This is a genomic window from Gordonia sp. NPDC003425 (assembly GCF_053588635.1).
Genome location: NZ_JBSFQI010000004.1, coordinates 195,361 through 209,471, shown reverse-complemented (window position 1 = coordinate 209,471; position 14,111 = coordinate 195,361). Strand labels below are relative to the sequence as shown.

Below are 14,111 nucleotides of genomic sequence, written 5' to 3'. Positions count from 1 at the left end.
CAGTCGCACCACGACGCGCCGGTCGAGACGCAGTGGGACATGGTCTACCGTCCGCGCCGGCTGCCGCGCTGGGCGGTGGCCGTCGCCGCGGTCGTGTTGGCCATCCACGTGATCTTCGGCGTCCTGCTCACCATCTCCGACACCGGTCCCCGCAACGTGGGCGTCTCCGACCAGGCCGCGATCATCGGGATCGGGGTCATCATCGCCTGCGCCATCCTGCTGTTGACCCGACCCCGACTGCGCGTCGGGCCGAGCGGGGTGTCGGTACGCAACCTGTGGTCGGACCGACTGTTCGGCTGGGACCGGGTGCGCGGCCTCACCTATCCCGACTCCGGATTCGGCGGGCGCCTGCTGCTGCCCGCCGACGAGCACATCCCGGTGCTGGCGATCCAGGCCGGCGACGGCGAACGCGCGGTGGCCGCCATGGAGGAGTACCGCCGCCTGCAGCAGCGGTATTCGCCGGACACCACCACCGACGACCCGCGCTGACCGCTGCGGTCGGTGGGCCGTACTAGCCTGGACACGTGGCAGACCCGACGACCTACCGTCCCGCCGCGGGGACGATTCCGACCGATCCCGGGGTCTACCGCTTCCGTGACGCGTACGGCCGCGTGATCTACGTGGGCAAGGCCAAGAACCTGCGGTCGCGGCTCACGTCCTACTTCGCCGACATCGCCTCCCTGCACCCGCGGACCCGCCAGATGGTCACCACCGCCGCATCGGTGGAGTGGACCGTGGTGGGCACCGAGGTGGAGGCGCTGCAACTCGAATACAACTGGATCAAGGAGTTCGACCCGCGGTTCAACGTCCGCTACCGCGACGACAAGTCGTATCCGATGCTGGCGGTCACGCTCAACGAGGAGTACCCGCGCCTGTTCGTCTACCGCGGTCCCCGTCGGCGTGGCGTGCGCTACTTCGGTCCCTACTCGCATGCCTGGGCCATCCGCGAGACGGTGGATCTGCTCACCCGGGTGTTCCCCGCACGTACCTGTTCCACCGGGGTGTTCAAGCGGCACCGGCAGATCGACCGGCCGTGTCTGCTCGGCTACATCGACAAGTGCTCCGCGCCGTGCATCGGGCGGGTGAGTGCCGCCGAGCATCGCGCGATCGTCGACGATTTCTGCGACTTCCTGGCCGGCCGCACCGATCAGATGATCCGTCGGCTCGAACGTGAGATGAACACGGCCGCAGCAGAACTCGACTTCGAGCGGGCCGCCCGGCTACGCGACGACGTCGGTGCGATGCGCCGCGCCATGGAAAAGCAGGCGGTGGTGCTCGGTGACGGCACCGACGCCGACGTGGTGGCCATGGTGGGCGATGACCTCGAGATGTCGGTGCAGGTGTTCCACGTCCGCGACGGCCGTGTCCGCGGTCAGCGCGGCTGGGTGGTGGAACGCCCCGACGACGCGTCGCTGGCCGAACAGGTCGGCCAGTTCCTCACCCAGTTCTACGGCGCCCAGGTCGATTTCGACTCCTCGGTGCACATCGATCCCGAGCGCACCCACGGCGAGGCCATACCGCGTGAGGTGCTGGTACCCGAGTTGCCCGACGACCACGAGCAACTCGCCGAGTGGCTCTCCGATCTTCGCGGCAGCCGGGTGCGGCTGCGGGTACCGCAGCGCGGCGACAAGAAGGCGCTGTTCGACACCGTCGCGCGCAATGCGGGAGAAGCGTTGGCGCAGCACAAACTCAAACGTGCCGGCGACCTCACCACCCGCTCGGCGGCGTTGACCGAACTGCAGGAGTCCCTCGGACTCGACCAGGCGCCGCTGCGCATCGAATGTGTCGACATCTCGCATGTGCAGGGCACCGATGTGGTGGCCTCCCTCGTGGTGTTCGAGGACGGGTTACCGCGCAAATCCGACTACCGGCACTATTCGATCAAACATGCCGCCGGAGACGGGCGATCCGACGATGTCGCGTCGATCGCGGAGGTCACCCGGCGTCGTTTCCTGCGGCACCGCAGCGACGTGCAGAACGCATCCGGGATGTCCGAGCTCGCGGTCGCCGAGGTGGGTGCCGCACCCCCCACCCCGAAACGGTTCGCCTACCCGCCCAACCTGTTCGTCGTCGATGGTGGTGCGCCGCAGGTGCATGCCGCGGCCTCGGTGCTCGATGAACTCGGCATCACCGACGTGTCGGTGATCGGTCTGGCCAAGCGGCTCGAGGAGGTGTGGATTCCCGGTGACGACGAGCCGGCGATCCTGCCGCGCACCAGCGAGGCGCTGTTTCTGTTGCAGCGGGTGCGTGACGAGGCGCACCGGTTCGCGATCACCTTCCATCGCAGCAAACGCAGCAAACGGATGACCGAATCGGCCCTCGATGGGGTGCCCGGACTCGGCCGTGCCCGGCGGACCGCGCTGGTCAGCCATTTCGGGTCGGTGACGCGGCTGCGGGAGGCGTCGGTCGAGGAGATCGCAGAAGTGCCGGGGATCGGCGAGACGACCGCCCGGGCGGTGCGCGCGGCGTTGCGCGGCGATACCGATGATCCGGATCATCACAACGAACAGCAGGAGGTTTCGGTGACTGGTAGCGGCACGGTCGGCAGCGAAGGTGGCCCGGGTGTCCGGTGAACACGCGGCCGGTGAACATGCGGCGGGGCAACGCGAGACCGGTGACGACACCGACTCACTGGTGGTGCTGTTCGTCGCCGGGATGTCCGGCGCGGGCCGCTCGACCGTCGCCAACGTCCTCGAGGACGACGGGTGGTACGTCGCCGACAACGTTCCGCCGACACTGATCTCGACGATGGTGCAGATGGTGCGCGACAGCGACCTGCCGATCCTGCGCCTGGCCATGGTGCTGCGCGCCTCCGATCCGGAAGTGGGCGCCCACCTCGAATCGCTACGCGCCGGGCTGGCAGATTCCGGCATCGCCAGCCGCGTGCTGTTCCTCGACGCCAGCGACCAGGTGCTCGTGCGCCGATTCGAACAGGTGCGACGTCGACATCCGCTGCAGGGCCGCGAAACCCTCATCGAGGGCATCGCCCGGGAACGCATCATCCTGGCGCCGATCAAGAATTCGGCCGACCTCGTGGTGGAGACCTCGTCGCTGACCGTCGCCAAACTGCGGGAGGTGGTCGAGGACGCCTACCCGCACGACAGCGACGCGCGCCTGAGCATCGCGGTGCAGTCGTTCGGTTTCAAGTACGGCCTGCCCATCGACTCCGACCTTGTCGCCGATGTACGGTTCCTGCCCAACCCGTACTGGGTACCCGAACTGCGTGAGCACAACGGCCGCGATGTGCCGGTGCGCGACTACGTCCTCGGACAGCCAGACGCCGCCAGGTTCGTGGATCTCTACACCGACCTGGTGTCGGTGGTGGGGCGCGGCTATCTCCGAGAGGGCAAGCGCTACATGACGATCAGTGTGGGATGCACCGGCGGAAAGCACCGCAGCGTGGCCATCTCCGAGGAGTTGGCGGCCCGGCTGCGCGACGACGCCGACGAGAACGGCACGGCGCGCTACGACGTGCGCGTGATGCACCGGGATCTGGGGCGAGAATGACCACACCACCGCGCATCGCGGCCCTCGGCGGCGGACACGGCCTCTACGCCACCCTCACCGCGATGCGATACCTGAGCCCTGACATCACCGCCGTGGTGACCGTCGCCGACGACGGCGGTTCGTCGGGTCGCCTGCGCGCCGAACTCGGCGTGATCCCGCCGGGTGACCTGCGCATGGCGATGGCCGCCCTGATGAGCGCACAGGCCGCCCTCGACGCCCGGAAGACCGGTGAGGCCGCAGACCGCGACGAGGACACGATGAATCGTGCCCGACATGAGTTGTGGGCGCGCACGTTTCAGCACCGGTTCGGAGGCTACGGGGCGCTGGCCGGTCACCCGGTGGGAAACCTGCTGCTGGCCGGACTGACCGAGGTTCTCGCCGATCCGGTTGCCGCCCTCGACGAGATGGTGAGGGTTTTCGACATCGACGGCCGGGTGCTGCCGATGTCGACCGGTCCACTGGAGATCGAGGCCGATGTGTCCGGGCTGGAATCCGATCCGCGCATCAGCCGGGTGATCCGCGGGCAGGTGGCGGTGGCGACCACGCCGGGCAAGGTCCGCCGGGTGCGGTTGCTGCCCACCGAGCCACCCGCCTGCGCGGAGGCCGTCGAGGCCATCACCGCCGCCGACCTGGTGGTGCTGGGTCCCGGGTCGTGGTTTTCCAGCGTCATCCCGCACGTGCTGGTTCCCGACCAACTGAATGCGTTGCGGCACACCACCGCACGCAAGATGTTGTTCGTCAACCTGGCGCCCGAGCCCGGTGAGACGCCGGGATTCTCGGTGGAACGTCATCTGCACGTGCTGCACGCGCACGCCGACACGCTGAGCATCGACGACGTGATCGTCGATGCCGGGTCGGTACCGTCGGGGGCCGAACGTGCCCACCTCGAACGGGCCGCCGGAATGTTCGGCGCCGTGCTACGGGTGGGCGATGTGGCCATGTCCGGCAAGCACGTGCACGATCCGGAGAAGGTCGCGTCACTGGTGAAGCAACTGTGCGAAGGTGAATCGACGGACTAGGCTGACCCGATGTTGCCGACACCCGCAATCTGCGGCACCAGGGCGATCCACGGCACCGAGGCGAGATCGGCCACCAGGGGGACGAGAAGACTGTGACGGCGAGTCAGGTGACAGGAGGCCAGGGACCGGTGGCGATGACCGCAGCCGTGAAAGACGAACTGAGTCGGCTCACGGTGACACAGGTGAGTTGCCGCCGCGCCGAGGTATCGGCGTTGCTGAGGTTCGCCGGGGGATTGCACATCGTCGGCGGCCGCGTGGTGGTGGAGGCCGAGGTGGACCTCGGTAACGTGGCGCGCCGGCTGCGCCGGGAGATCCACGACCTCTACGGGTATCCGTCCGACGTGCATGTGCTGCGCGGCGGCGGAATCCGCAAGGGCGCGCGGTACATCGTTCGGGTCACCAAAGACGGTGAGGCACTGGCCCGCCAGACCGGACTGCTCGATCTGCGCGGGCGTCCCGTACGCGGACTACCCGCCCAGGTGGTGGGCGGCAGTGTGGCCGACGCGGAAGCCGCGTGGCGGGGCGCGTTCCTCGCACACGGCTCGCTGACCGAGCCCGGACGCTCGTCGGCGCTGGAGGTCAGCTGTCCCGGACCGGAGGCGGCCCTGGCGCTCGTCGGTGCGGCACGACGACTCGGGGTGTCGGCCAAGGCGCGCGAGGTCCGCGGCGCCGACCGGGTGGTGATCCGCGACGGTGAGGCGATCGGGGCACTGCTCACCCGCATGGGTGCCCACGACACGCGCCTGGTGTGGGAAGAACGGCGGATGCGTCGCGAGGTGCGCGCCACCGCGAACCGTCTCGCCAATTTCGACGACGCGAACCTGCGGCGTTCGGCACGCGCGGCGGTGGCCGCCGCGGCCCGGGTGGAACGCGCGCTGGAGATCCTCGGCGACGAGGTCCCCGACCATCTGATCGCGGCCGGACAGTTGCGGGTCACCCACCGGCAGGCGTCACTGGAAGAGTTGGGGCAACTCGCCGACCCGCCGATGACCAAGGACGCCGTCGCCGGCCGCATCCGCCGGCTGCTGTCGATGGCCGACAAGAAGGCCCGCGCCGAGGGCACCCCCGACACCGAGTCGGCGGTCACCTCCGACCTGCTCGACGACGCCTGATCCGCACCGGTTCGTTTCCCACATGTCACCTGCGGTCCATCCGCGGGCCGCAATAGGGGTTTCAGTATGCCGAGCCACAACGGGACTACTAGGGTGAAGAGAGGGCGTGGGTGCTCGACGGCGGATCGTCGGGGCCCCGCGAACCGGGCCGGAAGGCTTGACAGACGAAACCGCTTAAGGAGCGCACAGTGACTGTTCGGGTAGGCATCAACGGATTCGGTCGCATCGGCCGCAACTTCTTCCGCGCCCTCGCGGCCCAAAAGGAATCCGGCGCAACCGATATCGAGGTCGTCGCGGTCAACGACCTCACCGACAACGCCATGCTGGCAACCCTGCTGAAGTACGACTCGATCATGGGTCGGCTCGGCGAGGACGTCTCCCTCGAGGGCGAAGACACCATCATGGTGGGTTCCACTCCGATCAAGGCGATGTCGATCAAGGAGGGACCGGCCGCACTTCCGTGGGGCGACCTCGGCGTCGACGTGGTGATCGAGTCCACCGGCATCTTCACCAACGCGGCGAAGGCCAAGGGGCATCTCGACGCGGGCGCGAAGAAGGTGGTGATCTCGGCGCCGGCCACCGACCCCGACATCACCATCGTCATGGGCGTCAACGACGGCAGCTACGACGGCAGCCAGAACATCATCTCCAACGCGTCGTGCACCACGAACTGCCTCGGCCCGTTCGCCAAGGTGATCCACGAGGAGTTCGGCATCCTGCGCGGCCTGATGACCACCGTGCACGCCTACACCCAGGATCAGAACCTGCAGGACGCCCCGCACAAGGACGCGCGTCGTGCGCGCGCCGCGGCCCTGAACATCGTGCCGACCTCCACGGGTGCGGCCAAGGCGATCGGTCTGGTGCTTCCCGAACTCAAGGGCAAGCTCGACGGTTACGCGCTGCGCGTTCCGGTGCCGACCGGCTCGATCACCGACCTCACCGTCGACCTGGAGAAGCCGGGAAGCGCCGAGGAGATCAACGCCGCCATCAAGGCCGCCGCCGAGGGACCGCTCAAGGGCATCCTGAAGTACAGCGAGGACCCGATCGTGTCCACCGACATCGTCGGCGACCCGCACTCCTCGATCTTCGACGCCCCGCTCACCAAGGTGATCGACGGACAGGCGAAGGTGAGTTCCTGGTACGACAACGAGTGGGGCTACTCCAACCGGCTCGTCGACCTGACGGGTCTGGTCGGCAAGTCGCTCTGATCCCGCCCACCATCTAGGAGCTAGCACGAGCATGGCTGTACCAACTCTGAAAGACCTTCTCGATGAGGGCGTTTCGGGGCGTGGTGTGCTGGTCCGGTCGGATTTCAACGTCCCGCTCGACGGGACGACGATCACCGATCCGGGCCGCATCATCGCGTCGTTGCCGACGCTGAACGCGTTGATCGATGCAGGTGCCAAGGTGGTCATCACCGCGCATCTCGGCCGGCCGAAGGGCGAGCCCGACCCCAAGTACTCGCTCGCGCCGGTGGCGGCGCGACTCGGCGAGGAACTCGGTCGCAACGTCCAACTGGCCGGTGACGTCGTGGGACCCGATGCGCTCGCCCGCGCCGAGGGGCTCACCGACGGCGACGTCCTGCTACTGGAGAACGTCCGTTTCGATCCGCGCGAGACGTCGAAGGTCGATGCCGAACGCGAAGAGCTTGCCAAGGCGCTGGCCGAACTCGTCGGTGAGGACGGCGCGTTCGTCTCCGACGGTTTCGGCGTGGTGCACCGCAAGCAGGCGTCGGTCTACGACGTGGCCAAGCTGCTCCCGCACTACGCGGGTGAACTGGTGGCCGCGGAGGTGTCGGTGCTCTCGAAGCTCACCGACAATCCGGCCCGCCCGTACGCGGTGGTGCTCGGCGGTTCCAAGGTGTCGGACAAGCTGGGCGTGATCGAGGCGCTGGCACCCAAGGTGGACACCCTGGTGATCGGCGGCGGCATGGCGTTCACATTCCTCGCCGCCCAAGGCCACTCGGTGGGTTCGTCGCTGCTGCAGGAGGATCAGATCGACGTCTGCAAGGACCTGCTGGAGCGTTTCGGCGACGTGATCCATCTGCCCGTCGACGTCGTCGTGGCCGACAAGTTCGAGGCCGACGCGGAGTCGAAGACGGTGTCGGTGGAGGAGATCCCGGACGGCTGGATGGGTCTGGACATCGGGCCGGAGACGGTGAAGCGGTTCGCCGCGGTGCTCTCCGGGGCGGAGACGATCTTCTGGAACGGACCGTCGGGTGTGTTCGAGTTCGAGAAGTTCTCCGCCGGTACCCGCGGAGTGGCCGAGGCGATCGCCGGGGCCACCGCCAACGGCGCCTTCAGCGTCGTCGGTGGCGGCGACTCGGCGGCCGCGGTGCGCACGCTCGGGCTTCCCGACTCGGGCTTCTCGCACATCTCGACCGGCGGCGGCGCGTCGCTGGAATACCTCGAGGGCAAGGAACTGCCCGGACTGAAGGTGCTGGAGAGCTGATGAGCCGCAAACCGCTGATCGCGGGCAACTGGAAGATGAACCTCAATCACCTCGAGGCCATCGCCCTGGTGCAGAAGCTCGCCTTCGCACTGCCCGCGAAGTACTTCGAGAAGGTCGACGTGACGGTGATCCCGCCGTTCACCGACATCCGCAGCGTGCAGACCGTCGTCGACGGCGACAAACTCCTGTTCACCTACGGTGCGCAGGATCTGTCGGCACAGGATTCGGGTGCCTACACCGGTGAGATCAGCGGGGCCTTCCTGGCCAAGCTGGGCTGCACCTACGTGGTGGTGGGACATTCGGAACGTCGCACCATGCACGCCGAGACCGATGAGGTGGTGCTCGAGAAGACCAAGGCCGCGCTGCGGCACGGGCTCACCCCCATCGTGTGCATCGGCGAGGGTCTGGAGATCCGGGAGTCCGGTGAGCACGTCGCGTACAACGTGGCGCAACTCACGGCATCGCTGGCCGGATTGTCGGCCGAGGAGATCGGCAAGGTCGTGATCGCCTACGAGCCGGTCTGGGCGATCGGCACCGGCCGCGTGGCCAGCGCCGACGATGCCCAAGAGGTGTGCAAGGCGGTTCGCGAGACCCTCGCCGAGATCTCCGACGAGGCCACTGCCGCCTCGGTGCGGGTGCTCTACGGCGGCTCGGTGAGCTCCAAGAATGTCGGCGACATCGTCGGTCAGGCCGACGTCGACGGCGCGCTCGTGGGCGGTGCCTCGCTGAAGTCGGACGAGTTCGCGACACTCTCGGCGATCGCCGCCGGTGGCCCGTTGCCCTGACGACTCCTTGTGCCCCTGCGGGGGCGTTGCGGATACCCGCGTACACTGTGGCAGGTCGGTCTCACCTCGGTGGGTCCGGCCTGCCACTGTGCTGAGTCCTGTGCAGTGATGACCGCCGACGAAACAGGATTGCTGACTCGATGAAGCTTGCGCTCGACATCGGACTGATCGTGACCAGTGTGATTCTGGTCGTGCTCGTGCTGCTGCACCGCGGCAAGGGCGGCGGCCTGTCATCCCTGTTCGGCGGTGGCGTGCAGTCGAGCCTGTCCGGTTCGAGCGTCGTGGAACGCAACCTCGACCGGCTCACCATCTTCGTCGGCCTGATCTGGTTCATCCTCATCGTCGGCGTGGGTCTCGACATCAAGATGTCCTGACCCTGGGCCGACGCCCTCGGGTGGCTCCCGAGATGCCGCTTCCGGTGAATCCCGGAATACTGGCTGCATGAGCGAATCCACCTCGCCCGCGTCCACCCCTTCCGTCGGCGACCCGGACTGGCGTCCCACCCATCCGATCGGTGATCACATCATCGTCGACGACGAGGGCCGGGCCCTCACCGAACCGCTGCGCGAGGACATCCGGCTGCTCGGTGGGATTCTGGGCACCACCATCCGCGATCATTCCGGGCCCGAGGTGTTCGATCTGGTGGAGGCCGCCCGCGTCGCGGCCTTCAAGATCCGCCGCGAGGAGATCGACCGCGGCGAACTCGCGGACATGTTCGTCGACCTCGACATCGCTGTCGCCATGCCGGTGATTCGCGCGTTCACCAACTTCGCGCTGCTGGCCAACCTCGCCGAGGACATCCACCGCGAACGACGCCGCAAGATCCACGTACTCGCCGGTGATCCGCCGCAGGACAGCACGCTGGCCGCCACCTATCAGAAGCTTGCCGCCGCCGATCTCACCGACGACGAGGTGGGCCGCGCGCTCGCCGATGCCACCGTGGTCCCGGTGATCACCGCCCACCCCACCGAGACGCGTCGGCGCACCGTGTCGGAGACGCAGAACCGGATCACCGAGCTGCTGCGCTACCGCGCGCGCACCGAGCTGACCCCGGCCGAAGAAGCCGCCGTGGTCGAACGCATCCGCAGGCAGATCCTCACGCTGTGGCAGACCGCCCTGATCCGTCTCGAACGCCTCACCATCCAGGACGAGATCCGTTCCGGCCTGCGCTATTACGACGCCTCGTTCTTCGAGGTGGTGCCCAAGATCAACACCGAGGTGCGCGATACCCTGCGTGCCGCATACCCCGATGCGGGTCTCGCCGACGACCCGATCCTGCGCATGGGATCGTGGATCGGCGGTGACCGCGACGGGAATCCCTTCGTCACCGACGAGATCGTGGAGATGGCGACGACGCTGGCCGCGCGTACCGCGGTGGGCCATCACCTGTCCGAATTGCACGTGCTGGCCGAGGAATTGAGTCTGTCGACCCGGCTGATGTCGCCCAGCGATGCCATCTACGAGCTCGCCGGGGTGTCCCGCGATGATCCGGCCGGTGACGAACCCTTCCGGGTGGCCCTCAAGCACATGCGTGCTCGTCTCGTCGCGACCGCGACCGCCCTGTTCGGCGAGGAGGTGATGAAGGCGTACGACCTCGTCCTGCTCGACCACGTGACGCCGTACGCCACCGCCACCGACTTCCTCGCCGACCTCGACGTCGTCGACCAGGGCCTGCGATCCACCGGCGATGACATCATCGCCGACGACCGGCTGCTGCGGTTGCGGGAATCGGTGCGCACCTTCGGTTTTCATCTGTCGGGTCTCGACATGCGGCAGAACTCGGACATGCACGAGGAAGTGATCGCCGAACTACTCGCCTGGTCGGGTGTGCACCCCGACTACCTTTCGCTCGGCGAGGACGAGCGAGTGGAGATCCTCACCGCCGAACTCACCTCGCGGCGACCGCTGACCCGGCCCGACGCCGAACTGTCCGAACTGGCGATCAAGGAGCTCAACATCGTGCGCGCGGCGGCCGCCGCCATCGCGCGGTTCGGGCCGCAGTCGGTGCCGAACTACATCATCAGCATGTGCACGTCGGTGTCGGACATGCTCGAACCGATGATCCTCCTCAAGGAGGCGGGTCTGATCGAGATCGACCCCGACACCGGCAAGCTCTCCTCGTCGGTGCGCATCGTGCCGCTCTTCGAAACCATCGAGGACCTGCAGCAGGGCGCCGAGACGCTGCTCGCCGCACTCGACATCCCGCTCTACCGCGATCTGGTCGACGGTCAGGCAGGGATGCAGGAAGTGATGCTCGGGTACTCCGACTCCAACAAGGACGGCGGTTACATGGCCGCCAACTGGGCGCTCTACCGCGGCGAGCTCGATCTGGTGGAGGCGGCCAAGAAGGCGGGTATCCGGCTCCGGCTGTTCCACGGCCGCGGTGGCACCGTGGGCCGTGGCGGCGGCCCCAGCTACGATGCGATCCTCGCGCAACCGCCGGGTGCGGTCCAGGGGTCGCTGCGGATCACCGAGCAGGGTGAGATCATCGCCGCCAAGTACGCCGAACCCGTTGTGGCCGAACGCAATCTGGAAACCCTGCTGGCCGCGACCATCGAGTCGTCACTGCTGGACGTGGAGGGGCTCGGCGACGAGTCGGAGGACGCGTACAAGAGCATGGACGAGATCGCCGCGCTGGCGCGATCGGCCTACAGCAGGCTGGTCCACGAGACCCCCGGCTTCGTCGAGTACTTCACGTCGTCGACCCCGCTGTCGGAGATCGGCGCCCTCAACATCGGCAGCCGCCCCGCGTCGCGTAAGCAGACCGAGAAGATCTCCGATCTGCGGGCCATCCCGTGGGTGCTGTCGTGGACACAGTCACGCGTGATGCTGCCGGGCTGGTACGGCACGGGTTCGGCGTTCGAGGAGTGGATCGGCGACGACGAGAGCCGACTCGCGACGCTCACCCGGTACTACGAGAAGTGGCCGTTCTTCCGGACGGTGATGTCGAACATGGCGCAGGTGCTGGCCAAGTCGGACATGGGTCTCGCGCACCGCTACGCCCAGCTGGTCGACGATGTGGAGTTGCGCGACAAGGTGTTCGGCATGATCGCCGAGGAGCACGAGCGGACGATCGCGATGTACGCGAAAATCACCGGCACCAACGACCTGCTCGCCGACAACGCCGCGCTCAAACGGTCTGTCTACAACCGGTTCCCGTACCTCGAGCCGCTCAATCTGCTCCAGGTGGAATTGCTCCGGCGTTTCCGTGCCGGCGACGACGTCCCCCGCGTGCGCCGCGGCATCCAGCTCACCATGAACGGGCTGGCCACCGCCCTGCGCAACAGCGGCTAGCCGTCGAGCGTGCCCGGATCGGGGTCGAGCGTGCCCGGTTCGGGGTCGAGCGTGCCCGGATCCCGGTCGAGCGTGCCCGGTTCGGGGTCGAGCGTGCCCAGATCGGGGTCGAGCGTGCCCAGATCCCGGTCGAGCGTGCCCGGATCCCGGTCGAGCGTGCCCGGTTCGGGGTCGAGCGTGCCCGGTTCGGGGTGAGCTCAGAAGAGCTTGCGCAGGATCTTGATGTCGCGCGCGGAGTACGGCGGATAGATCAGGGAGAGGTCGGGTTTACTCGGTTTGGCCAGGACCGCCTTGCGGTGGCTGAATGCCTCGAATCCCCACGGCCCGTGGTAGGCACCCATACCGCTGGGTCCCACACCGCCGAACGGTAGCTGGGGGACCAGGCAGTGCATCATGGCGTGATTCACCACGGCCCCGCCGGCGGGAATGGCGTCGATGAGGTGTCGTGCCGCCGATGTCGAGCTGCTGAACACGTAGAACGCCAACGGTTTCGGACGGGCATTGACGAAGTCGATCACATCGTCGGCAGAGTCGACTGTCAGGATCGGCAACACCGGACCGAAGATCTCGTTCTGCATGAGGGCTTCGTCGGGGGAGGGGTCGCGGACGATGGTCGGTTCGATGCGTTGCTCGTCGGGATCGGCGCGGCCGCCGAGGACAATGCGCCCGTTTGTCGCCTCAAGATACGACACGATCCGCGCGTATTGCCGTTCGTTGACGATCGGCATGCCTTCGCCGACGGGCCGTTCGCTGCGGAACGTGGCGACGGTCGCGACCAGCGCATCCACCAGGCGGTCGACGATCCGACGATCGGCCAGCACGTAGTCGGGTGCAATGCACGTCTGCCCCGAGTTGAAGAACTTGGTCCAGGCGATCCGTCGGGCGGCCACCTCGATGTCGGCGTCGGACGCGACGTAGGTGGGGCTCTTGCCGCCGAGTTCGAGGGTGACCGGCGTCAACGTGGGTGCCGCTGCGGCGAGTACTTTGCGGCCGATCTCGGTGCCACCGGTGAAAACAACATGATCGAAGCCCAGCGCGATGAGCGCCTGGGTGGTTGCCGCATCGCCCTCGACCACCTTCACAGCGGACTCGTCGAGATAGCGCGGCAGCAGATCGGCCAGCAGCGCGGCGGTTGCCGGGGCCACCTCGGATGGCTTGATGACGACACAGTTGCCTGCGGCGAGCGCACCGACGAGAGGGGAGAGGACGAGCTGGAACGGATAGTTCCACGGACCGATGATGAGCACCGCGCCCAGCGGCTCGAACTGAACCCAACCCCGAGACGGTAACTGGTTGAGCGGCAATGACACCCGGCGTCGTCGCATCCACTTCTTCACGTGTTTGCGGGCGAAGAGCACTTCGGCCCGCGTCGACGCGATGTCGCCGATGAAGGCGTCGAAACCCGTACGACGTAGATCTGCATCGAGCGCGGCGGCGATGTCGTTCTCGCGTTCGGTCAGCATCCGGTCGAGGCCCGTCAATTGAGCGCGTCGCCAGTCGAGTCCCCGGGTGCGGCCAGATGCCTGCACCCGCCGAAGGGCATGGAGATCGTCGGCGCCAAAACCGTCGTCGTGGGGTTCGGTTGCAGCGGACGACGGGCTCGTGAGATCGGTGGTCATGTGGTCCTCCTCGTTGGCGACATTATTCACCGCCGAGGTCGTCGATCACCGTGTTTCGGCGGCGATCACCGCCCACTCGACTCAGATCCGGGCACGCTCGACCCAAATCCGGGCCCACTCGACTCGGATCCGGGCACGCTCGACCCAAATCCGGGCACGCTCGACCCAAATCCGGGCACGCTCGACTCGGATCTGGGCCCACTCGACTCGGATCTGGGCACGCTCGACGCGGATCTGGGCACGCTCGACGCGGATCTGGGCACGCTCGACGCGGATCCGGGCCCGCTCGACTCGGATCTGGGCACGCTCGACTCGGATCCGGGC

At 67.5% G+C, this 14,111-nt stretch carries 11 protein-coding genes; 10 read left to right on the top strand and 1 reads right to left on the bottom strand.

Translation table 11 applies throughout. The features are described 5' to 3' along the window. The first annotated feature begins 39 nt into the window (after positions 1 to 39). The 10 genes from ACWDTD_RS07265 to ppc all read left to right on the top strand — a co-directional run bounded on the left by ACWDTD_RS07265 (position 40) and on the right by ppc (position 12,168). Positions 40 to 489, top strand: coding sequence for a PH domain-containing protein (locus ACWDTD_RS07265; RefSeq protein WP_449746514.1), 450 nt, complete (start codon positions 40 to 42; stop codon positions 487 to 489). 35 nt (positions 490 to 524) lie between these two features. Then, positions 525 to 2,573 (top strand): excinuclease ABC subunit UvrC, encoded by a 2,049-nt coding sequence (gene uvrC / locus ACWDTD_RS07260; RefSeq protein ID WP_449746409.1) that lies wholly within the window; start codon positions 525 to 527, stop codon positions 2,571 to 2,573. Next, positions 2,563 to 3,507 (top strand): RNase adapter RapZ, encoded by a 945-nt coding sequence (gene rapZ, locus ACWDTD_RS07255; protein WP_449746408.1) that lies wholly within the window; start codon positions 2,563 to 2,565, stop codon positions 3,505 to 3,507. Before uvrC ends, rapZ begins: the two co-directional genes overlap by 11 nt. Further along, positions 3,504 to 4,526: a gluconeogenesis factor YvcK family protein gene (locus tag ACWDTD_RS07250; protein WP_449746407.1), complete on the top strand. Its 1,023-nt coding sequence runs from the start codon at positions 3,504 to 3,506 to the stop codon at positions 4,524 to 4,526. Before rapZ ends, ACWDTD_RS07250 begins: the two co-directional genes overlap by 4 nt. 134 nt (positions 4,527 to 4,660) lie before the next feature. Further along, positions 4,661 to 5,638, top strand: a complete 978-nt coding sequence (gene whiA, locus ACWDTD_RS07245; protein ID WP_449746406.1) for a DNA-binding protein WhiA — start codon at positions 4,661 to 4,663, stop codon at positions 5,636 to 5,638. 188 nt (positions 5,639 to 5,826) lie between these two features. After that, positions 5,827 to 6,846 carry a type I glyceraldehyde-3-phosphate dehydrogenase gene (gene gap / locus ACWDTD_RS07240; RefSeq protein ID WP_449746405.1) on the top strand — a complete coding sequence of 340 codons (1,020 nt, stop codon included), beginning with the start codon at positions 5,827 to 5,829 and terminating at the stop codon, positions 6,844 to 6,846. Positions 6,847 to 6,877: 31 nt separating this feature from the next. Then, the gene (locus ACWDTD_RS07235; RefSeq protein WP_449746404.1) at positions 6,878 to 8,089 is read left to right on the top strand and encodes a phosphoglycerate kinase; all 1,212 of its coding nucleotides are present in this window, start codon (positions 6,878 to 6,880) and stop codon (positions 8,087 to 8,089) included. Further along, on the top strand, positions 8,086 to 8,874 hold the full coding sequence (gene tpiA / locus ACWDTD_RS07230; protein WP_449746513.1) for a triose-phosphate isomerase: 789 nt from the start codon (positions 8,086 to 8,088) through the stop codon (positions 8,872 to 8,874). Before ACWDTD_RS07235 ends, tpiA begins: the two co-directional genes overlap by 4 nt. Before the next feature lie 140 nt (positions 8,875 to 9,014). Further along, positions 9,015 to 9,248: a preprotein translocase subunit SecG gene (gene secG / locus ACWDTD_RS07225; protein WP_449746403.1), complete on the top strand. Its 234-nt coding sequence runs from the start codon at positions 9,015 to 9,017 to the stop codon at positions 9,246 to 9,248. A gap of 67 nt (positions 9,249 to 9,315) precedes the next feature. Beyond that, positions 9,316 to 12,168: a phosphoenolpyruvate carboxylase gene (ppc, locus tag ACWDTD_RS07220; RefSeq protein ID WP_449746402.1), complete on the top strand. Its 2,853-nt coding sequence runs from the start codon at positions 9,316 to 9,318 to the stop codon at positions 12,166 to 12,168. Between the two features lie 197 nt (positions 12,169 to 12,365). Here ppc and ACWDTD_RS07215 read toward each other — a convergent pair whose 3' ends face one another. Further along, entirely contained in the window at positions 12,366 to 13,787 is a 1,422-nt protein-coding gene (locus ACWDTD_RS07215; RefSeq protein WP_449746401.1) for an aldehyde dehydrogenase family protein, read from the bottom strand. Between the last annotated feature and the right edge of the window lie 324 nt (positions 13,788 to 14,111).